The sequence below is a fragment of the Catenulispora acidiphila DSM 44928 genome, from assembly GCF_000024025.1.
In the GTDB taxonomy this organism is placed as follows: Bacteria; Actinomycetota; Actinomycetes; order Streptomycetales; family Catenulisporaceae; genus Catenulispora; species Catenulispora acidiphila.
Map to the genome: position 1 here is coordinate 2052372 of NC_013131.1, position 21097 is coordinate 2073468.

The 21097-nt window shown below is 70.0% G+C and carries 18 protein-coding genes; 10 read left to right on the top strand and 8 right to left on the bottom strand.

Features of this window, described 5'->3' with window-relative positions; genetic code table 11:
- Position 1: 1 nt before the first annotated feature.
- Genes CACI_RS09015 through CACI_RS53835 form a run of 4 tightly spaced genes read left to right on the top strand, consistent with a single transcriptional unit; the run spans position 2 to position 5884 of the window.
- A complete protein-coding gene (locus tag CACI_RS09015) occupies positions 2-586 on the top strand; it encodes a GNAT family N-acetyltransferase (protein WP_012786024.1) in 585 nt (194 codons plus the stop codon).
- Positions 586-1914 (top strand): lysine N(6)-hydroxylase/L-ornithine N(5)-oxygenase family protein, encoded by a 1329-nt coding sequence (locus tag CACI_RS09020; RefSeq protein WP_012786025.1) that lies wholly within the window; start codon positions 586-588, stop codon positions 1912-1914. The genes CACI_RS09015 and CACI_RS09020 overlap by 1 nt, the downstream gene beginning before the upstream one ends.
- Before the next feature lie 2 nt (positions 1915-1916).
- Positions 1917-3716, top strand: a complete 1800-nt coding sequence (locus tag CACI_RS09025) for an IucA/IucC family protein (RefSeq protein WP_012786026.1) — start codon at positions 1917-1919, stop codon at positions 3714-3716.
- A gap of 47 nt (positions 3717-3763) precedes the next feature.
- On the top strand, positions 3764-5884 hold the full coding sequence (locus tag CACI_RS53835) for an ATP-dependent DNA helicase (protein ID WP_012786027.1): 2121 nt from the start codon (positions 3764-3766) through the stop codon (positions 5882-5884).
- Between the two features lie 94 nt (positions 5885-5978).
- Here the strand turns inward: CACI_RS53835 and CACI_RS09035 are convergent, their stop codons facing one another.
- Together CACI_RS09035 and lexA are read right to left on the bottom strand one after the other, a co-directional pair.
- Positions 5979-6746 carry a hypothetical protein gene (locus CACI_RS09035; protein ID WP_012786028.1) on the bottom strand — a complete coding sequence of 256 codons (768 nt, stop codon included), beginning with the start codon at positions 6744-6746 and terminating at the stop codon, positions 5979-5981.
- A 151-nt stretch (positions 6747-6897) separates the two neighbouring features.
- Positions 6898-7584, bottom strand: coding sequence for a transcriptional repressor LexA (lexA, locus tag CACI_RS09040; protein ID WP_012786029.1), 687 nt, complete (start codon positions 7582-7584; stop codon positions 6898-6900).
- Between the two features lie 527 nt (positions 7585-8111).
- Between lexA and nrdR the strand changes: the two genes are divergently transcribed.
- From nrdR to CACI_RS09055, 3 genes are all read left to right on the top strand, one after another.
- Positions 8112-8567: a transcriptional regulator NrdR gene (gene nrdR, locus CACI_RS09045; protein ID WP_012786030.1), complete on the top strand. Its 456-nt coding sequence runs from the start codon at positions 8112-8114 to the stop codon at positions 8565-8567.
- A gap of 158 nt (positions 8568-8725) precedes the next feature.
- Positions 8726-11710 (top strand): vitamin B12-dependent ribonucleotide reductase, encoded by a 2985-nt coding sequence (locus tag CACI_RS09050; RefSeq protein WP_012786032.1) that lies wholly within the window; start codon positions 8726-8728, stop codon positions 11708-11710.
- 246 nt (positions 11711-11956) lie between these two features.
- Complete coding sequence (locus CACI_RS09055; RefSeq protein WP_143765184.1) at positions 11957-12961, top strand: Fic family protein; 1005 nt, start codon at positions 11957-11959, stop codon at positions 12959-12961.
- A gap of 13 nt (positions 12962-12974) precedes the next feature.
- On the opposite strand, the gene CACI_RS09060 is transcribed toward CACI_RS09055, so the two are convergent.
- From CACI_RS09060 to CACI_RS09075, 4 genes are all read right to left on the bottom strand, one after another.
- On the bottom strand, positions 12975-13784 hold the full coding sequence (locus CACI_RS09060) for a dioxygenase family protein (protein WP_012786034.1): 810 nt from the start codon (positions 13782-13784) through the stop codon (positions 12975-12977).
- 33 nt (positions 13785-13817) lie between these two features.
- Positions 13818-14507, bottom strand: coding sequence for a GTP cyclohydrolase II (locus CACI_RS09065; protein ID WP_012786035.1), 690 nt, complete (start codon positions 14505-14507; stop codon positions 13818-13820).
- A 103-nt stretch (positions 14508-14610) separates the two neighbouring features.
- A complete protein-coding gene (locus CACI_RS09070; protein WP_012786036.1) occupies positions 14611-15069 on the bottom strand; it encodes a MarR family winged helix-turn-helix transcriptional regulator in 459 nt (152 codons plus the stop codon).
- Between the two features lie 44 nt (positions 15070-15113).
- Complete coding sequence (locus tag CACI_RS09075; RefSeq protein WP_012786037.1) at positions 15114-15788, bottom strand: TetR/AcrR family transcriptional regulator; 675 nt, start codon at positions 15786-15788, stop codon at positions 15114-15116.
- 284 nt (positions 15789-16072) lie between these two features.
- Here CACI_RS09075 and CACI_RS09080 point away from each other — a divergent pair, with 284 nt between their 5' ends.
- Both CACI_RS09080 and CACI_RS09085 read left to right on the top strand, forming a co-directional pair.
- Positions 16073-16978, top strand: a complete 906-nt coding sequence (locus CACI_RS09080; RefSeq protein WP_012786038.1) for an NAD-dependent epimerase/dehydratase family protein — start codon at positions 16073-16075, stop codon at positions 16976-16978.
- Positions 16979-17076: 98 nt separating this feature from the next.
- A complete protein-coding gene (locus CACI_RS09085; RefSeq protein ID WP_012786039.1) occupies positions 17077-18396 on the top strand; it encodes an FAD-binding oxidoreductase in 1320 nt (439 codons plus the stop codon).
- Between the two features lie 64 nt (positions 18397-18460).
- Here CACI_RS09085 and CACI_RS09090 read toward each other — a convergent pair whose 3' ends face one another.
- Positions 18461-18820, bottom strand: coding sequence for a winged helix-turn-helix transcriptional regulator (locus tag CACI_RS09090; protein ID WP_012786040.1), 360 nt, complete (start codon positions 18818-18820; stop codon positions 18461-18463).
- Between the two features lie 86 nt (positions 18821-18906).
- On the opposite strand from CACI_RS09090, the gene CACI_RS09095 reads away from it, so the two are divergent.
- Positions 18907-19530, top strand: coding sequence for an NAD(P)-dependent oxidoreductase (locus CACI_RS09095; protein WP_012786041.1), 624 nt, complete (start codon positions 18907-18909; stop codon positions 19528-19530).
- Positions 19531-19593: 63 nt separating this feature from the next.
- On the opposite strand, the gene CACI_RS09100 is transcribed toward CACI_RS09095, so the two are convergent.
- Positions 19594-20895, bottom strand: coding sequence for an NAD(P)/FAD-dependent oxidoreductase (locus CACI_RS09100; protein WP_012786042.1), 1302 nt, complete (start codon positions 20893-20895; stop codon positions 19594-19596).
- Positions 20896-21097: the final 202 nt, after the last annotated feature.

Below are 21097 nucleotides of genomic sequence, written 5' to 3' on the forward strand. Positions count from 1 at the left end.
CATGACGATCACGAACCCGGTGCAGACCCGCGCCGGCTGGCTCCTGCCCACGCCCTTCGGCCGCTTCGAGATGGAGCAGCTGCGGCCGCTGAAGGACCTACCCGTCCTGCACCGCTGGATGAACGACCCGGAGGTCGCAGCCTTCTGGGACCTGGACGGACCGCGCGAAGTGCTCGACCGGCACATCGCCGCGCAGCTCTCCTCGGCGCACTCCGAACCCTGCCTCGGCCGCCTCGACGGCGAGCCGATGAGCTACTGGGAGGTCTACCAGGCCGACCAGGACCCGCTGGCCGCCTACTACTCGGCGCGGCGCGGCGACGTCGGCATCCACGTCCTGATCGGTCCCGGCGCCTACCGCGGCCGCGGCGTCGGCTCGACCCTGATCCGCGCCGTCGCCGACTGGGCCCTGTCCCGGACCGCGTCCTCGCGCGTGGTCGCCGAGCCCGACCTGCGCAACCGGCGCTCGATCCAGGCCTTCGCCAACGCCGGGTTCGCCCCGCGCGGCGTCCTGGATCTGCCGGACAAGCAGGCGATGCTCATGGTCTACGACCGGACCCTGATCCCCGAGACCCGGAGGGCGGGCTGATGCAGCACTACGACGTGGTCGGGGTCGGGATCGGCCCGTTCAACCTGTCCTTGGCGGCGCTGGCCGAGCCCTTGCGGGAGAACCACAGCCTGCAGCCGCTGTTCCTGGAACGGCAGCCGGTGTTCGCCTGGCACCGCGGCATGATGCTCGACGGCGCCACGCTCCAGGTCCCCTTCCTGGCGGACCTGGTGTCGCTCACCGATCCCACGAGCCGCTTCTCGGTGCTGAACTGGCTGCGCGAGACCGACCGCCTCTACAGCTTCTACTTCGCCGAGAACCTCTTCTTGCAGCGCCGCGAATACGAGGCCTACTGCCAGTGGGTCGCCGCGCAGCTGCCGTTCTGCCGCTTCGGCACCGCGGTCACCAAGATCCGGCGCTCGGAGGCCGGATTCGAGATCGAATACACCGCGCCGAGCGGACCGGTGCTGGTGTCGGCGGCGAACATCGTGCTGGGCATCGGGACCGAGCCGGTGATGCCGTTCGAGGTCCCCGGCGCTCCGCCGCACGCCGCGCTGCACAGCGCGGACTACATGGTGCACCGCGAGCGCCTGCGGACCCTGGACGACGTGACCGTGATCGGCTCGGGGCAGTCCGGCGCCGAGATCGTGCTGGACCTGCTGCGCTCCGGCGCCCCGGGGCAGCGGGTCCGCTGGCTGACGCGCAGCGCGGCGTTCGAGCCGATGGAGTACTCCAAACTCGGGCTGGAGCACTTCACGCCGGACTACACGCGCTTCTTCCACGGCCTGCGCGAGGACGTGCGCGCCGACCTGCTGCGCGGCCAGGGCCGGCTGCACAAGGCGATCAGCTTCGAGACCATCGCCGAGCTGCACGCCGAGCTGCACATGCGCTCCTTCGACAGCCTCTACGGCGGGACCCTCGGCCTGGCCGGGGACACCGGCGCCACCCTGCTGCCCGGCGTGTCGGTGACCGGGGGAGCGTGGCGCCCCGGCGGTCCCGGCGCGGTCGAGCTCACCTGCCTGCACGAGCGGCAGAAGCGGGAGTTCGGCGTCCTGACCGACGCCGTCGTCCTGGCCACCGGCTACCGCGAGCGGGTCCCGGGGTTCCTGGACGCCGACCTGGAGCAGCTGCTCGGCGCGGCCGATCTGGACCACCGGATCGCCCCGGGGGTGTACGCGCAGAACGCCGAGCGGCACACCCACGGCGTCGGCGCCCCGGACCTGGGCCTGGGCGCCCACCGGGCGGCCGTCATCCTGAACGCGCTCACCGGCAGGACCGTCTACGACCTGCCCCGGCGTGCCGCGCACACCGCCTTCGACCCGGAGGCGGCCGCGGAGCGTGATCCCGGAATTCGAATCGAGGTGCCCTGAGTATGTCCCCTTCGGCCCGCAATCTCCGTGCCGAGACCGGCGCGGCTTCCGAATCCTGGCGCAAGGCGGCGCGCGCGCTGCTGGCGAAGTGCGTCGGCGAGTTCTGCTACGAGGGATTGCTCGCCCCCGATCCCGATCCCGAAGCCGAGAGCGCCGACCACTACCGCCTGGACCTGGACCAGGGTGTCTGCTACCGGTTCCGCGCGGACCGCGGCGACTACGGCTCCTGGTTCGTCGACCCCGAGTCCCTGCGCCGCTCCGAGCGCGGCGCGGACAGCACGCCGCACGACCCGCTGCTGTTCGTCCGCGACGCCCAGGGCCGCCTGGAGCTGCCCGGCGACACCGCCGGCCACCTGGTGCGCGAGCTGGCGGCGACGCTGGCGGCGGACGTGTGCCTGGCGCGCTCTGCGCTCACCGCGGCCGAGCTCGCCGACCTGTCCTACGCCGAGCTCGAGGGCCACATGACCGGCCACCCCTGGATCGTGTTCAACAAGGGGCGGTTCGGCTTCTCGGCTTCCGACGCCCTGCGCTACACCCCCGAAGCCCGGCACCACATGCGCCTGCCCTGGATCGCGGTGGACCAGGACCTCGCGGAGTTCAACGCGGTCCGGAACCTGACCTCGCAGCGCCTGTACACCACCGAGCTGGACTCCAACACCCGCATCCGCTTCGGCTCCGAGCTGGTCCGCAACGGCTTCAACCCGGCGCGCTACTGGTGGCTGCCGGTCCACCCCTGGCAGTGGGACGAGATGATCCAGCCCTTGTACGGCGCCGAAGTGGCCGCCGGGCTGATCGTCCCGCTGGGGTACGCCGACGACGAATACCTGCCGCAGCAGTCGATCCGGACGTTCTCCAACATCACGCATCCCCAGCGCCACCACGTGAAGCTGCCGCTGTCGGTGCTGAACACGATGGTCTGGCGCGGGCTGCCGACCGAGCGCACCGTGGCGGCGCCGGCGGTGACCTCCTGGCTGCTGGACATCGCCGACGCGGACCCGTTCCTGAACGACGAGTGCCGCGTGATCCTGCTCGGCGAGGTGGCCTCGGTGGCGGTGCGCCACCCGGTGCTGGACCAGATGCCGGACGCGCCGTATCAGTACCGCGAGCTGCTCGGCGCGATCTGGCGCCAGCCGCTGCCGCCGCGCCTGGAGCCGGGGGAGCGGGCCCGCACGATGGCCTCGCTGCTGCACACCGACAGCGAGGGGCGCCCGCTGGTGGTGGAGCTGGTCAAGCGCTCTGGGCTCGACGGCGCGGACTGGCTGGACAAGCTGTTCGCCGCGGTCCTGCCGCCGCTGCTGCACTTCCTCTACAAGTACGGCATCGTCTTCTCCCCGCACGGGGAGAACGCGGTGCTGGTCAACGACGAGCGGGAGTGGCCGAGCCGGCTGGCCGTGAAGGACTTCGTCGACGACGTGAACATCTCCGCCAAGGACCTCCCCGAACTGGCGGAGATCCCCGCCGAGGTCTCAGCGGTCATGCTCCGCGAGATGCCGGACTATTTGTGCCAGTTCATCCACGCGGGACTGTTCGTCGGCCATTTCCGCTACCTGTCGCGGATCGCCGAGCAGCACCTGGGCGTCGACCCGCGGCTGTTCTGGGGTCTGGTCGCCGACCGGATCCTGGACTACCAGGCCACCTTCCCCGAGCTCGCCGACCGCTTCGAGGCCTTCGACCTGTTCACCCAGCGGATCGACCGGCTGTGCCTGAACCGGAACCGGCTGCTGCTGGACGGATACCGCGACCGCGCGGAGCGGCCGCACGTCGAGGCGTACGGAACGGTGGCCAATCCGCTGAGTCTGTAGGGCTTCGGGTCCATCGTGTCGGCCCCGCCAAGTACTCTGGTGCGACCATGCCGAACTCTGGCGGGGCCACCCCCGAGACTCCCACAGACGACCTGACGCCCCTGCTCGACGCGGCAGTGGAGGCGTTGGGCGGACAGACGCGCCCGGGCCAGATCGCGATGGCCAAGGCCGTCGCGGCCAGCCTTGACGACCGGGTGCACCTGCTGGTGCAGGCCGGCACCGGAACCGGCAAGTCGCTGGCGTACCTGGTCCCGGCCCTGGCGCACCACAAGCGCGTGATCGTGGCCACGGCGACCCTGGCGTTGCAGCGCCAGCTGGTCGCGCACGACCTGCCGCGGCTGGCCGCGGCGATAACGCCGCTGATCAAGCGCGAGCCGGCGTTCGCGCTGCTCAAGGGGCGCAACAACTACGTCTGCCTGAACAAGGTCGAGGGCGGCGCCGCCGAGGACCCCGGGCAGGACGTGCTCTTCGACCCGCTCGCGGTCGGCAAGCTCGGCGCCGAGGTGCTGCGGGTCCGGGAATGGGTCGAGGAGACCGAGTCCGGGGACCGCGACGACCTCTCGCCGGGCGTGTCGGACCGGGCGTGGGCGCAGGTGTCGGTCTCGGCGCGGGAGTGCCTGGGATCCAAGTGCCAGTTCTTCGAGGACTGCTTCGCCGAGCAGGCCAAGGAGCTGGCGCGCTCGGCGGACGTGGTCGTCACCAACCACGCGCTGCTGGCCATCGCGGCCATGGACGGGGATGTGCAGGTGCTGCCCGAGCACGACGCCGTCATCGTCGACGAGGCGCACGAGCTGGTGAACCGCGTGACCTCGGCGGCGACCGGCGAGCTGACCAAGACCGCGGTCGAGCGCGCGCACCACCGCACCGACAAGTTCGTGAAGGAGGCGACGGCCGCGAACCTGGCCGTGGCGACCCTGGACTTCACCGAGGCGCTGGAGAACACCCCCGAGGGCCGCTTCCAGCGCGGGCTGCCCGAGGAACTGGGCATGGCGCTGGTCGCGCTGCGCGACGCCAGCCGCTCGGCGTTGACCGAGCTGTCCAAGAACAAGGGCGGCGACCTGGACATGGACGGCGCCCGGAAGCAGGCGCGGGCCGCGACCGAGGCGGTGCACCAGGTCGCCGAGCGCGTGCTGGAAGGCGCCGAGCAGGACGTGGTCTGGCTGGAGCGCAGCGAGTTCAAGGGGATCAAGAACTCCACCCTCAAGATCGCCCCGCTCGGCATCGAGAACCTGTTGCGCTACAAGATGTTCGCGCGCACGCCGGTGGTGCTCACCTCGGCGACGCTGAAGCTCGGCGGCGACTTCACCGGCGTGGCCGGCAGCGTCGGGCTCCACGGCACCGAACGCGTCGAGCTGGACTTCAAGCCCGAGCTGCCCGAGGAGATCTACGACGCCGCGGTGAAGCTGCTGCGCGAGGGCGACAGCGACGGCGAGGAGTTCCTGGACACGGTCCAGAACCTGCCGCAGTACTGGCGCGCCCTGGACGTCGGCTCGCCGTTCGACTACCCGAAGCAGGGAATCCTTTACGTCGCGCGGCATCTGGACCCGCCGGGCCGCGACGGCATCCGCGACGATCAGCTGGACATGCTCGCCGACCTGATGGACAACGCCGGCGGCCGGACGCTCGGACTGTTCAGCTCGATGCGCGCGGCGCAGACCGCGGCGGAGAAGCTGCGCACGAAGATCGACCTGCCGATCCTGTGCCAGGGCGAGGATTCGCTGGCCGAACTGCTCCGCAAGTTCGCCGAGGACCCCGAGACCTGCCTGTTCGGCACGCTGTCGCTGTGGCAGGGCGTGAACGTCCCCGGCGCCTCGCTGCAGCTGGTGGTGATCGACCGCATCCCGTTCCCGCGTCCGGACGACCCGGTCTCCGCGGCGCGCACCGAGGCGGTGGGACGCAGCGGCGGCAACGGCTTCATGGCGGTCTCCGCCTCGCACGCCGCACTGCTGCTGGCGCAGGGCGCGGGCCGGCTGATCCGGGCGATCGACGACAAGGGCGTCGTCGCGGTGCTGGACTCGCGGCTGGCGACCAAGCCCTACGGCAGTTTCCTGCGCGCGTCGATGCCGGCGTTCTGGCAGACCGACGACACCGAGCGGGTGCTGAAGTCGCTGCGGGCGATCGACGCGATGGCGAAGACGGCCGAGGAAAGCCTGGCCGAGCAGAACTGAACTGGGCAGCATTGAGCCGAGCTGAACTCGGCCGAGGAACACCGAGCCGGACCGAGGCGGGCAGCTGTCGTCTGCCCGCCCCTCGGCCGCGGGCTCAGCTCTCCGGAGTGTTCGAGTACTGCAGCGCGTCGATCGCGCTGCTGGGGTTGGTCGTGTAAACGCCGAGCTTCGGACCGGACACGTTCGCCGTCATCGGCAGCTTGACGTCCTGGACGTCCTTGCCGCTGGTGTTCTTCGAGGGGTTCGCGGTCACTTCCAGGTAGTTGTAGCCCTGGGGGGTGTCCGGGACGGAGTTCGGGTTCACGTCGACCGCCGCGTAGAGCGTCGTGTTGGTCAGAATGGTCTGGAGCTTCGCGGTGCCGGGGGTGCCGCCGGGGACCAGCGGTCGCAGCTCGTCGGAGGGATCGGTCGGGCTCTTCACGATCCACACATAGGGGATCGGGTTGATCAGACAGGTGGGCCCGGTGTTCTTCACCGCGATGATGGCGATCGCGGGACTCTGCCCGTCGCCCTGCGCCAGCGAGGCGTTCAGCTGGGCGTTGGCGCAGGCGGGGTGGCTGACCGGCGGGGCGGACGCGGCGGTGGTCGCGCCGCCCGCGGCCGGGGCGCCGGTCGAGGGCGCGCCCGCGGCGCTGCTGGAGGCGCCGCCCGAGGGCGCGGAGACGCTGGAGGAGGCAGAGCCCGGCGCGGACGGCAGGGACGTCGTCGACGTGCTGGGAGCGCCCGGAGCGCCCAGAGTACTCGAGGAACCGGCTGCCGGGCCCGCCGCGGCGGACTTGGCCGGGTTCGAGGAGCACCCGGTGGCGGCGACCGCCACGAGGACGCCGCCGGCCAGGAGTGCGATGCTGTTCAGTCGATTCATGCCAAGGTGACGTGCGTCGGCCTCAGCAGGTTGCTGACAACCCTAAAACGTTGAGGAAGCGCTCTGACCTGCTCGGCGCCGCCGTCGACCCGATCGCCTCACCCGCGAGGGCGACGACGGCGACGGCGGCGCCGAGCCGGTGCGGAGGTCCTCAGAGCCGCCGCAGGACCGTCACGACCCGGCCCAGGATGACCGCGTCGTTGCCCGGGATCGGCTCGTAGGCGGCGTTGCGCGGCATCAGCCACACCGCGTTCGCCTCCTTCTTCAGCTCCTTGACGGTCGCCTCGCCGTCGATCATCGCGGCCACGAACTCGCCGTTCTCGGCCTGCTTCTGCTGGCGGATGACGACCACGTCGCCGTCGCAGATCGCGGCCTCGATCATCGAGTCGCCGACCACCCGCAGCGCGAAGAACTCGCCCTCGCCGACCATCTGCTTGGGGATCGGGATCAGTTCCTCGACGCGCTCCTCGGCCAGGATCGGCCCGCCGGCGGCGATCCGGCCGACCAGGGGCACGTACGCGGGCTCGGGCTCGGAGCCGTTGGCGGCGCGCCCGGCGTTCTCGGCACCGCGCACGATGTAGGCGCGCGGGCGGTTGGCGTCGCGGTGCAGGAAGCCCTTGCTCTCCAGGGTGACCAGCTGGTGCCGGACGCTCGAGGTGGACTGCAGGCCGACGGCCTCGCCGATCTCGCGCATCGACGGCGGGTAGCCCCGGCGCCGGACCGAGTCGCGGATGACGTTCAGGACCGCGGTCTGGCGTTCGGTCAGGCGCGGGGACGGCACATGTCCGTCATGCGCGGCCTCTCGATTGTCGGTCGGGGTAGTGCTCCGGACGGCCATGGCTTGCGGCTCCTTCGCCAGTGAGCTGGGCGGTGGCAGGGGATGTGAAAGTTTGTTCGCTTGGATCAACCGTAGCGGGTGCCACCCCCACAGTGACGAACGGCTGTTCGACAACCCGTGAGGGGAGCGGGCGTACGGAATGTCTAACGCGGCACCGGCGGGAAGGTAACGGCCTGTTTCCATAACTCTGTTCGGCGGACCGCGCGCGGACTCCCGCCGGACCTGCCCGGCGCGTTGGTCCGGTTGGGCGAAACCCCTGAGAATCTTGGGGATTCGAACAGGGCTCCGGGCTTGCCCCTGTAGCTGGGGCGATCGCGAACAGTAGTCCCACGAACCTCGCGCACCCCTTACGCGACACGCCGATCCGGGTTGCGAGCGATGGGGCGAAGTGGCTAACGTACCCCTACATCTTGTGATTGGAATAGCGTCAACGCTCCATAAGTTGTGGTTAGTACACCACAGCGGAGGGTGACGCCATCCCGTCGCGCTCGGGAGAAGTCACGCTGTGAGAAGGAGGCCGGAGAACCGTGCACTGTCCCTTCTGCAAGCATGACGACAGCCGGGTCGTGGACTCCCGCAGCTCCGAGGACGGCACCTCGATCCGCCGCCGCCGTCAGTGCCCCGAGTGCGGGCGCCGCTTCACCACGGTGGAGAGCGCCCAACTCCTGGTGGTGAAGCGCTCCGGGGCGACCGAGCCGTTCAGCCGCGACAAAGTCGTCGGCGGCGTGCGCAAGGCGTGTCAGGGCCGACCGGTGACCGAGGGCCAGTTGGCCGTGCTCGCCCAGCGGGTGGAGGACGTGCTGCGGGCCGCAGGGTCGGCGGAGATCGCCGCCCACGAGGTCGGGCTGGCGATACTCGTCCCGCTCCGGGAGCTCGACGAGGTCGCCTACCTGCGCTTCGCTTCGGTGTACCGGGCCTTTGAGTCCTTGGAGGACTTCGAGGCCGAGATTTTGATGTTGCGCGCGGAGCGCGAACGGGCCTGACCGCCCCCCAAGACCCGCCGGGACCGGCGGGGACATGATGAAGACTTTCGCAGAGCTCCTCACCTGGGGCCCGGCGATCCAGAGCTTGCTCAATCCCGTAGACGGCGAACCGTCTCGGGGTGTCGGAATGGTTTCCCAGGACGGGAGAGGGAAGAAGAATGACGGAGACGGCTAGCGGACCGCGCGGCGCGGCGTCGGCCCGCGGCAACGGGAAGGCTCCCATGAAGCCCGGGCAGGTCGTGCCCGCCCCGGGTGTTTCCCATGAGGCGAAGGCTCCCGCCAAGGGCGGCAAGGGCATGACGATCCAGCGGATCCACACTAAGCCCGGCGTGCACCCCTACGACGAGGTCGTCTGGGAGCGCCGCGACGTCGTGATGACCAACTGGCGCGACGGCTCGGTCAACTTCGAGCAGAAGGGCGTGGAGTTCCCCGGCTTCTGGTCGGTCAACGCCGCGAACATCGTCACCACCAAGTACTTCCGCGGCGCCGTGGGCACCCCGGTCCGCGAGTGGTCGCTCAAGCAGCTGATCGACCGGATCGTGAAGACCTACCGCAAGGGCGGCGAGGACCACGGGTACTTCGCGACGCCGCAGGACGCGGAGATCTTCGAGCACGAGCTCGCCCACGCGCTCCTGCACCAGATGTTCGCCTTCAACTCCCCGGTCTGGTTCAACGTCGGCACCAAGTCCCCGCAGCAGGTCTCGGCGTGCTTCATCCTGTCGGTCGACGACTCGATGGACTCGATCCTGAACTGGTACCGCGAGGAGGGGCTGATCTTCAAGGGCGGCTCCGGCGCCGGCCTGAACCTGTCCCGCATCCGCTCCTCCAAGGAGCTGCTGTCCTCCGGCGGCAACGCCAGCGGCCCGGTCTCCTTCATGCGCGGCGCCGACGCCTCGGCCGGCACCATCAAGTCCGGCGGCGCGACCCGCCGCGCGGCCAAGATGGTCGTGCTGGACGTGGACCACCCGGACATCGAGGAGTTCGTCCAGACCAAGGCGCGCGAGGAGGACAAGATCCGCGCGCTGCGCGACGCCGGGTTCGACATGGACCTCGGCGGCAAGGACATCACCAGCGTCCAGTACCAGAACGCGAACAACTCGGTCCGCGTCACCGACGAGTTCATGCACGCGGTGCAGAACACCGAGCGCTTCGGGCTGCGCGCCCGGCAGACCGGCGAGGTCATCGAGACCCTCGACGCCAAGCAGCTGTTCCGCGACATCGCGAAGGCCGCGTGGGAGTGCGCGGACCCCGGGCTGCAGTACGACGACACCATCAACGCCTGGCACACCAACCCCGAGACCGGCCGCATCACCGCGTCCAACCCGTGCTCGGAGTACCTGTCGCTGGACAACTCCTCGTGCAACCTGGCCTCGCTGAACCTGATGAAGTTCCTGCGCGAGGACGACACCTTCGACACCGAGACCTTCGTGAAGATGGTCGAGCTGGTCATCACCGCGATGGACATCTCCATCAGCTTCGCGGACTTCCCGACCCCGGAGATCGGCCAGACCACCCGCGACTTCCGCCAGCTGGGCATCGGCTACGCCAACCTCGGCGCGCTGCTGATGGCCACCGGCCACGCCTACGACTCCGAGGGCGGCCGGGCCATCGCCGCGGCGATCACCTCGCTGATGACCGGCGTGGCCTACCGCCGCTCGGCCGAGCTGGCCGGCGTGGTCGGCCCGTACAACGGCTTCGCCCGCAACGCCAAGCCGCACGCGGCCGTGATGCGCAAGCACGCCGACGCCGCGGACGCCTACGTGCCCTTCGAGGACTTCGACAAGCAGATCCTCGAGCTCTCGCGCACCGAGTGGCAGCGCGGCAACGAGATCGGCGCGGCCAACGGCTGGCGCAACGCCCAGGCCTCGCTCCTGGCGCCGACCGGCACCATCGGCTTCATGATGGACGTCGACACCACCGGCGTGGAGCCCGACCTGGCGCTGGTGAAGTTCAAGAAGCTCGTCGGCGGCGGCTCGATGCAGATCGTGAACAACACCGTCCCGCGCGCCCTGAAGCGCCTGGGCTACCAGCAGGAGCAGATCGAGGCCATCGTCGAGTACATCGGCGAGCAGGGCCACGTCGTCGACGCACCGGGTCTGAAGCCCGAGCACTACTCGGTCTTCGACTGCGCGATGGGCGAGCGCTCGATCGCCCCGATGGGCCACGTCCGCATGATGGCGGCGATCCAGCCCTTCCTGTCCGGCGCCATCTCCAAGACGGTGAACATGCCGGAGGAGGCCTCGATCGAGGACGTCGAGGAGATCTACTTCGAGGGCTGGAAGCTCGGCCTGAAGGCCCTGGCGATCTACCGCAACAACTGCAAGGTCGGCCAGCCGCTGCAGGACGCCAAGGGCCAAAAGGCCGCCGCGGCCGCCGCCGCATCGGTCGCCGCCGCCACCGCGCCGGCCGCCGCAACCGCCACCGGCACCTCGCCCGCAGCCGCCACCCTGTACGCCCAGCCGGTCCGCAAGCGCCTGGGCAAGAACCGCCGCGGCATCACCAGCTCCTTCTCCGTGGGCGGCGCCGAAGGCTACATGACGGCGAACTCCTACACCGACGGCGACCTCGGCGAAGTCTTCCTGAAGATGTCGAAGCAGGGCTCAACCCTCGCCGGCATGATGGACGCCTTCTCCATCGCCATCTCAGTGGGCCTGCAATACGGAGTCCCCCTCGAGACCTACGTCGCCAAGTTCACCAACATGCGCTTCGAACCCGCCGGCATGACCGACGACCCCGACGTCCGCATGGCCCAGTCGATCATCGACTACATCTTCCGCCGCCTAGCCCTGGACCACCTGGACTTCGACACCCGAGCCGCCTACGGCATCTACACCAACGAAGAACGCCAGCGCCAGCTCGAAACCGGCAGCTACCTCCCCGACGAGGACCAGCAACTAGACCACGAAACCCTCGCCCAATCCGCCCCCATAGAGCACCGGACCGAACCGGCCGCCCCGGCAAAAAAGACCGACCCCACCACCCTCCCCGCCCCCAAGAGCATCGGCTCCTCCACAGAACTCCTGGAGGCCAAGCTCGGCTACGCCGCCGACGCCCCGCTCTGCCTGACCTGCGGGACGAAGATGCGCCCTTCGGGCAGCTGCTACGTGTGCGAGGGGTGTGGGTCTACGAGCGGGTGCAGCTGAGCCTGCTCGCTGTTGAACAGTAAGAGGCCCGCCTCACGGGGGAAGTCGACGATCGCGTCGGCTTCCCCCGGTTCGATCTCCGGGCGTGTTCGTCTAACGCAGAACCACCTGCCGGTCGTGTCGCAACTGCGGGCTTCCGTCTACTTGATAAGTTCAATTAAGTAGCAGGATGGTGTATCAAAAGAGGCGTCCGGCCAGATAGGAGCGCGTGCGGTGGTAGGCAGAGGACGTCCGAGCCGAGCGACCGTGTACGAGCGTCTCGATCGGGCATTGACGGAGCTCAATGACCGATTCGGCGGGCTGCCGAGTCCGAAGGAGGCCCAGTCGATCTGGGACGACATCTGGCATCTGGAAGCACACCACTCCACGGCGCTGGAGGGGAACACGCTCGTCCTTCGCGAGGTGCAGACGCTTTTGGAACAGGGCCGGGCTGTCGGAGCCAAGCCGCTCAGGGAGTACAACGAGGTGCGCGGTTACGCTGATGCCGCGCAGTGGGTCTACGGCCAAGCTTTGGAACCGGGGGATTGGCACGACGGCCGACTTCTCACGCTTGCCGAAGTCCGCCAGGTGCATCACGCAGCCATGACCCCCGTATGGGATGTGGCGCCGCACCCGGATGCGAAGAGCAGCGAAGGACCGGGAAGCTTTCGCGAGCACGACATCCATCCATTCTCGGCGGGCATGATCCCGCCTGCGTGGCCGCTTGTGCCTGAGAGAATGCAGGGGTGGGTCTCGGAGGTGTGCCTCGCCGGTGAACGGCTCGCAGTCGCGGCGCCGGATCAACCGCTCCCGGAAGTGTTGGCGCGCTTGCACAACGAGTTCGAGCGGGTGCATCCGTTCATCGATGGGAATGGCCGAACAGGGCGGCTGGTCCTGAACCTCGTGCTTGTCAGGCTTGGGTACCCTCCGGTTGTCATCTTCAAGCGACAACGCGAGGCATACCTGTCGGCGATGCAACGCGCCGACACCGGCGACTACGGTTCGCTGGGAGAGCTGATCGCCCGAGCGATGATCGACAGCCTCAACAGCTTTATTGTGCCGAACGTCGCCGGCCCGGCTCGCTTGGTACCGCTCGCGGCTTTGGTTGACAGAACGACAACCCTGGCCGCCTTACGGCAGGCGGCCCAGCGAGGTCGGCTCGACGCTGTGCAGGGGTCCGACGGCGTATGGAGAAGTTCGCGCAAAGCGGTCGACGCCTACAAGGCGTCCAAACATCAGCGACGCCCGACAAATACCGCGGCTTCCGAATAAGGCGCCGCCCCGATCACCCCACCTGCACCGACCGCTTAGCCAACCCCATCCAAAACCCATCGATCACCGACCGCTGCGTCCCCAACTCCGCCTCCGCAGCGCCGAGCGTCACGAACAGGGGCGCGAAGTGCTCGGTTCGCGGGTGCGCCAGCTTTCCGGCCGGTGCCTTGTTCTCGAAGTCGAGGAGGGCGTCGACGTCGGCGGCGGCGAGGGCTTGGTGGCCCCAGTCGTCGAATTCGGACATCACCGAGTGGACTTTGCCGTCCTGGCTCAGGGCTCGGAGGTTGTGGGTGAAGAAGCCGCTGCCGATGATCAGGACGCCTTCGTCGCGCAGGGGTGCGAGGCGGCGGCCGATGGCCATCAGCTGTGAGGGCTCCAGGGTCGGCATCGATACCTGCAGGACCGGGACGTCCGCCTGCGGGTACATCTCCACCAGGGGGACGTACGCGCCGTGGTCGAGTCCGCGGGCCGGCTCGTCCTGCACCTCCAGGCCCGGGGCGTGCAGCATCTTGCGGACCGAGTCCGCTAGGGCCGGCGCTCCTGGGGCGCGGTACGTGACCTCGTAGTAGTGCTGCGGGAAGCCCCAGAAGTCGTAGACCAGGGGGACGGTCGTGGTGGCGCCGAGTGCCAGCGGCGCCTCCTCCCAGTGGGCCGACACCATCAGGATCGCCTTCGGCTTCGGGAGGTTCGCCGACCAGGCCGCGAGCTGGCTCGGCCACAGGGGGTCGTCGGCCAGGGGCGGTGCGCCGTGGCTCAGGTAGATCGCGGGCATCCGTTCGGGGGACGCGGTGGACGCGGTGGACGTGTTCATGTCGGCGGTCATGGCCTCTTGCCTCTCCCGGGGTTCGTCGGTGCCTCAGGCCACGGACAGCACGTCGTCCAGCACGATGCTGTGCCGCGTGTGCTCGACCTTGGCCCGGAGGTAGCGGAGGTTGTGGGCGGTGGCGTGGGCGCCGGTGGGCACGCGCTCGGTGACGGTCACGTGCAGACCGGCCAGTTGTGCCTCTTTGTCCGGATTGTTCGACAGGAGGTGCACGCTGTCCACACCGAGCGCGGTCAGCATCTGTGCTGCGACGGTGTAGTCGCGCGCGTCCTCCGGCAGGCCGAGGGCGACGTTGGCCTGGTAGGTGTCCAGTCCCGCGTCCTGGAGGGCGTAGGCGTCGAGCTTGTTGTACAGGCCGATGCCGCGTCCCTCCTGCCGCAGGTAGAGCAGGTAGCCGCCGGCCTCGGCGATGCGCTCGACGGATTCGCGCAGCTGGGGACCGCAGTCGCAGCGGGCCGAGCCGAAGACGTCGCCGGTCAGGCACTCCGAGTGCATCCGCACCAGGGGCGTGCGGCCGGGCTCGCCGAGCACGACGGCCAGGTGTTCCCCGCCGTCGACCAGGCCGTGGAAGGTCACCAGCTCGGCCTCGACGCTGTAGCCGTCGCCGAATCGGAGCGGCACGCGCACGCGGGTGCGGATCGTCGCCTCCGGCGTCGCGTGCTCCACGCTCGCGGCCTCGGCTGTCTCAGGCTCCGTCGTGGCGGCCTCGGGTGTCTGGTTCATGGCACGGGTCCCTCCGTGGCGAGTTGTTCCAATTCGAACAACCGGCGTTCGGCGCGAGCTTAGACCGTCGTTCGAATTTGAACAAACCCCACCCGCCCCGGGGCTATTCCCGCAGCCGCCGCGCGACCTCGCCGAGCCCGTCGGCCAGCACCGCGAGCTGCTCGGGGGTCAGCACGTCGATGAGCGCCTCCCGCACCACCGCAACGTGTCCGGGTGCCGCCTGCTCCAACTTCGCGCGCCCGGCGTCGGTCAGCACCGCGAACACCCCGCGCACGTCGGTCGGGCACGACCGCCGCTCGGTCAGCCCCGCCTTCTCCAGCTGCGTCATCTGGTACGTCAGCCCGCTCTTGGAGTTCAGCAGCGCTTCGGCGAGCTCGGTCATCCGCAGCGACCCGTCAGGCGCCGCGGAGAGCCGCACCAGAATCTCGTACTGGGTATGCGACAACCCCGCGTCCTCACGCAACTGGTGGTCGATCCGCCGCTCCACCAGAGCACTCGCGGCCAGGAAGCCCGTCCAGGCCGTCATCTCCTGATCGGACAGCCACCGCGGTTCGTCACCCATGCGGCGATTGTAACGACCGTGGATCCGCTGACGTCGCGGCCTCCTCAGTGCCGTGCGAGCCCCATCCCCACCGCCATCTCCCGCACCTGCCGGTCGAACCACTCGCCCCGCTCGGTGAAGACCCGGTTGAGCCGTCCGAACACCTCGAAATTGACCGCGCCGAAGACGTGCGTGATGGCGCTCACGGCCGCCTCGACGGCCCGCGAATCCTCGGCGAACCCGATGCCGGCCGCGACGGCGCGGAGTTCCTCGGCATAGACGGAGTTCTCCGTCGCGGGAAGCGCCGCGACTCCTTCAGCGGTGTGGAGCTTGCCCGCCGCTTCGGCTTCCGCGATGCACCGCGCCATGATGACGACGGTCCGCGACCCCGGTTCGACGGTGTCGTCGGGCGCCAGGTAGCCGGGAATCGGGCTGCCGTAGATGAGCGCGTACTCCGCCGGCTTGGCGATGGCCCAGCGCCGGACGGCATGGCAGACCGCGAACCAGCGCGCCAGGTACGCGTCGCGGCGGTCCACGCCGCCGTCCGCCTGCTCGACGACCCCGCTGAGGTCGTTGTACGCGTCGATGATCAGTGCGGTCAGCAGCTCGTCGCGACTCGGGAAGTACCGGTAGATCGCCGAGGAAACCATGCCCATGTCCCGGGCGACCGCGCGCAGCGACAGCGCCGAGCCGTCGCGGGCCAGGTGGACCAGCGCGACTCGTTTGATCTCCTCCAGCATCTCCGCGCGGACTCTGGCCCGGATGGACGGTGCCGGGGTCTGTGCTGGATTCGGGGTCTGCGCTGGATTCGGGGTCTGTGCCGAGTTTGAGGACTGCGCTGAATCAGGAACTTGTGCTGACTTCGAAGTCTTCGCCGCGTCCATACCGGTGATTATCGCACACAGGCGAGAGCAGTGCTCTTGACAGCGTGCGGCGCTCCGGTGCACAGTGATGTCAACAGAGAGCAGTGCTCTCAAGGGGAAGCAACGCACACCGCATCGCCGGTGCAAGAGGAGTGGACATCATGACGCTGCACGTCATCGTGGGTGCGGGACCGGTCGGCACGGCCACCGCGAAGCTGCTGGCCGACCGCGGCGAGCGGGTGCGCGTCGTGACGCGCAGCGGCTCCGGGCCCGAGCACGCGAGCATCGAGCGGGTCGCCGCCGACGCCACCGACGCCGAACGGCTCAGCGCGCTGACCGAGGGCGCCGCCGCGCTTTACAACTGCGCGAACCCGGCCTACCACCAGTGGCTCACCGACTGGCCGCCGCTGGCCGCGGCCCTGCTCACGGCGGCTGAGCGCAGCGGCGCGGTGCTCACCGTCGCCAACAACCTCTACGGCCACGGTCCGGTCACCGGCACGATCACCCCCGAGACCCCGCTGGCGGCGACGCACCCGAAGCTGAAGCTGCGCGCCGACATGTTCCGCGACGCGCTCGCACTGCACCAGGCCGGGCGGATCCGGATGACCGAGGTCCGCGCGAGCGACTACGTGGAAGCGAACTCAATCTTCTCTTACGTGCTGGCCAAGCCGCTGGACAACGGCAAGCGCGCCTACGTGCCGACCCCGCTGAACGTGAAGCACAGCTGGACCTCCATCGCCGACGTGGCCCGCACGCTGGCCCTGGTCTCCGGCGACGAGCGCGCCTGGGGGCAGGCGTGGCTGGTGCCGACCTCCGAGCCGCTGACCGTCAGGGAGCTGGCGGACCGGTACGTGGCCGCCAAGGGTCTGCCGCCGGCGAAGCTGACCAAGCTGCCGTACCCGGTGCTGTGGAGTGCGGGCCTGTTCGACAAGATGGCGAAGGAGCTGCGCACCACGCACTACCAGTTCGCCAAGCCCTTTACCTTGGACAGCACCCTGACTGAGAAGACCTTCGGTCTGGCGCCGACGCCGATCGACGAGGTGCTGCGGACGATGACCGTCGCGTGAATCCCGACGTGCGCGTTCACCGTGCGTCGATCAAGGTGTCAGTGGTGATCCGTATCGTGAGGAACTCCTGATCGACCACGGTAAAAGGAGCGCGTGCCATGTCTGAGGCTTCCCTGCTGTCCTTGCGCGACGTCATCCGGGGCGACGTCCTGCTCCCCGGCGAAGAGGGCTTCGACGCCGCGCGCAAGCCCTACAACCTGGCGGTCGAGCAGGACGTGCGCGCCGTGGTGACCGCCGCCGACGCCGCCGACGTCGCCGCGCTGGTCCGCTACGCCAATGACGCCGGGGTGCCGATCGCGGTCCAACCCACCGGCCACGGCGCCTCGGGCACCGCGGCCGGCGCGATCCTGCTGCGCACCGGCCGCCTGGACGAGCTGACCGTCGACCCCGAGGCGCGCACCGCCCGTGTCGGCGCGGGCGTCCAGTCCGGCGCGCTCAACACCGCAGCCGCCGCCCACGGCCTGATCCACAAGCCCGGCAGCTCGCCGACCGTGTCCGTGGCCGGATACACCCTCGGCGGCGGCGTGGGGCTCTTCGCGCGCAAGTACGGGATGTCCTCGGACCACGTGATCGAGTTCGAGGTCGTCGACGCCGCCGGCGAGCACCGCACGGCGAACGCGCAGGAGAACCCCGACCTGTTCCACGCCCTGGTCGGCGGAGGCGGCGACTTCGCGATCGTGACGGCGCTGACCGTGCGCCTGCACGAGGAGCCCGAGCTGTTCGGCGGCACGGTGTTCTGGCCGGAGGCCCGCACCGCCGAGGTGTTCGCCGCGTTCCGGGACACCACCGCGACGGCGCCGCCGGAGCTGAGCCTATGGGCGACCCGGGTACAGCTCCCGGGCGGCGCGCCGGCGATGGTGGGCGTGACGGTCGCCTATCTGGGCTCGGAGACGGACGGCCGCGCACTGCTCAAGCCCTTCGACGCGATCGACGGCGCGGTGAACGGCGCCTGGCAGCCGATGCCCTTCGAAGACCTCGCAACCATCACCAACGACCCCGTCGACCCCGGCCCGAGCCGCTCCCGCGCCGAACTCCTCGGCCGCCTCGACGCCGACACCATCGCCACCCTCCTCGCCGCACCGATCGCCCCCCTCCTAGCCCTCCAGATCCGCCACCTCGGCGCCGCCATGACCAACACCCGCCCCGGCCCCCGCGGCCCGGTCACCGAGGAATACCTCCTCTACCTCCTGGGCCTGGCCTTCACCCCAGAGGTCGGCACCGCCGTAGCCGCAAAGCAGGCAGAAGTGGTCGCAGCACTCGGCGACGCCGTAACCGGCGCCAAGCTCGCGACCTTCCTCGGCCCGACGGACACGCTGGCCGACACCGTGACAGCAGCCGAGGCGCAGCGCCTGCGCGAGGTGAAGGCGACGTGGGACCCGAAGGGTCGGTTCGTGGCGAACTATCCGGTGGGGAAGTAGGCGCTGGCGGGTTGATGCGGCGGTGGGGTGGTGGGTTGGGCGCTGCTGGCGACCGTCGCCTACCTCACGCAGCTTCGCTGCCCCCGACCCCGTCGTACTGATCCCGAGCAGCGCGCATTGTCTCCAGGTTCGCGAAGGCCCACTCGCGGCAGGCGGCGATCGCCGGTAGCAGGCTGCGGCCGAGGGGGGTGAGTGCGTACTCGACGTGGGGTGGGTTCTCGTCGAAGACGGTGCGGGTGATCAGGCCGTTGCGTTCCATGGAGCGGAGGGTTTCGGTGAGGACCTTGGGGGCTAGGCGGGGGAGGGGTGTGCGGAGTTCGGTGAAGCGGCGGGGTCCTGCTTCGAGGCAGAGGACGATCATGCCGCCCCATTTGTCGGCTATGCGGAACGGCGACTCGGTTGAGGGGCAGGCGGGGTCGAACATGTTCGGGCTCAGGGGTGCTGGCTCATCCACAGGTCGAGCCTAGTTACGTTGCAGTGAGCGGGTCCACCGGTCTTAGCGTCGCGGGCATGGTGAACATCATTGTTTTCGGAGCCGGCGGTCGTGCCGGGCGGCCCGCGGTGGCCGAGGCGGCGCGGCGCGGGCACACGGTGACGGCCGTCGTCCGTGACCCCGCCAAGTATCCAGACCTCGCCGCGGACGGAGTGACCGTCGTCGCCGGCGACGTCACCGACGCCGCGAGCGTCGCACGGCTCGCGCCCGGCCACGACGTCGCGGTCAACACCGCCGCGGCCATGGACGAGGGCCACTTCGTCGCCGCCGCACGCGCGCTGGTCGAAGGCCTCGCCGTCGCCGGGGTCGGCCGCCTCGTCGCGGTCGGCATCGGCGGCGCGCTCGAAGTGGCGCCCGGCGTCGCGGCCCACGACAGCGACGGGATCCCCGAAGAAGCGCGCGCCTTCTCCCGCAACCACGCCGCGCAGCTCCCGCTGCTGCGCGCCTCCGACCTCGACTGGGTCGTGCTCGCCCCGCCGCTGGTGTTCCTCGACGAGGGTCCCGGGACCGGCGCCTACCGCCTCGGCGGCACGCAGGTCGTCCCCGGCGCCGACACCTTCGCCTACGCCGATCTGGCGCTGGCGCTCGTCGACGAGGCCACGGCGCCGACCCGCTCGCGCGAGCTGGTCGCCGTGGCCTGACGGCACGTCACCGCCTGCGGCGAACGCGCCGGCGCAAAGACCTGCGAAAGACGCCCCTACCCCTCAGGCGGTGACCAGTTCTCCGGTGCGAAACGACACCCCGAGATCGGCCAACACGGACCGCGCGGCACGCTGTCCCGACTCCATCGCCCCGTCGATCCCGGCCGTGCCGCGGTGGTCTCCGCACACGTACAACCCGTGCAGCAGCCGTACCGGCCGCCGGAAGTTGTGCGGCGAGGTCATCGCCGGTACCGCGTGCGGGAAGTGGTGCACCGCCACGCACTCCCAGCGGTCGTCGCCGCCCGGGTACAGCTCCGCCAGCCGGGCGCGGACCGCCGCCTCAAGTTCGGACGTGCGGGTCCCGGTGTGCCCGACCACGTTCGTGGACACCAGCGTCCGGCCGTCGGGGCTCCGGGCGGGCACCGCGTGGCTGACCGCCGCCGTGCGCGCGACCGGGGAGTGCGGGTCGGCGTCGATCAGGACCGCGGGTTCGGCGCGCGGCGGCGGCAGCACGGTCGCGTGGTGGAACGCGGTCACCGACCGCGACTCCGGCTCGTGCAGTCCCGGCAGCAGCTCCACCGCCGTCGCCGCGTCGGTCGCCACCACCACCGCCGAGCTGCGCAGCACCTCGTCGGCGGTGACCACGCCGTTCGCGTAGACCATCAGGACCTCGGTCTCCAGCCGCACCGCCCCGGTCGGCAGCCGCTCGGCCAGCCGCTGCGGGATGGCGGCGATCCCGCTGGCCGGCAGGCACCACCGCCCCCGGACCAGCTGGCGCAGCGCGAGCTCCATCGCCCGGCCCGACACCGACAGGTCCGGGTCCGGCTCGGCGGCGAAGGCCTCCAGATACGGCCGCAGGAAGCCGTCTATCACCCGGCGTGAGAGCCCCACCTCGGCCACCAGCTCCGCGGCCGTGCGCTCCGGGCAGTCCAGAATGCTCTCGGGACGGTTCAGCGCGACCCGCAGCAGCCAGCCGGTCTGGCGGCGGCGCTCGGCGGGGGAGCCGAGCGGGGTGCGCAGGACGTTGCCCGCTCCCAGGGCTCCGTCGCTGCCCGCGCGGTCGCCGTAGCGGATGCGCTTGCCGTCCAGCTGCAGGTCCACGCCGGGGGCGAAGCACCCCAGCTCCAGCTTCGCGTTCTCCCCGTTCTCGCCGGAGTTCATCAAGTGGAATCCCTTGTCCACGACGAACCCCGAGACCCTCTCGGTGCCGGCCCTGCCCCCCACCCGGTCCGACGCCTCGACGACCAGGACGTCCAAACCCGCCTCGTGCAGCCGTCCCGCGGCGTGCAATCCGGCGACCCCGGCACCGACGACGATCACGTCGGCGTCCAGGTGATGCCGGTGGCTCGGACTTTGTGCTGTCACGTGAGCCCCTCCACCCTCTACGGCCGGTCTCGCCGGCGGCGCCTTGTGGGCCCGCGCGGTTCGCGCAGGGCAGGGTGAAGCCGGCCGAGCGTCGGCGCTTGTGGAGGGATGCCTACCCCTGGGCCGGTGGCGTACTCTTGCGAAACGCCTGCTGTCTCAGCATTCGAGAACTCTCGGTGGTCGGACCGTCACGCATTGAAGA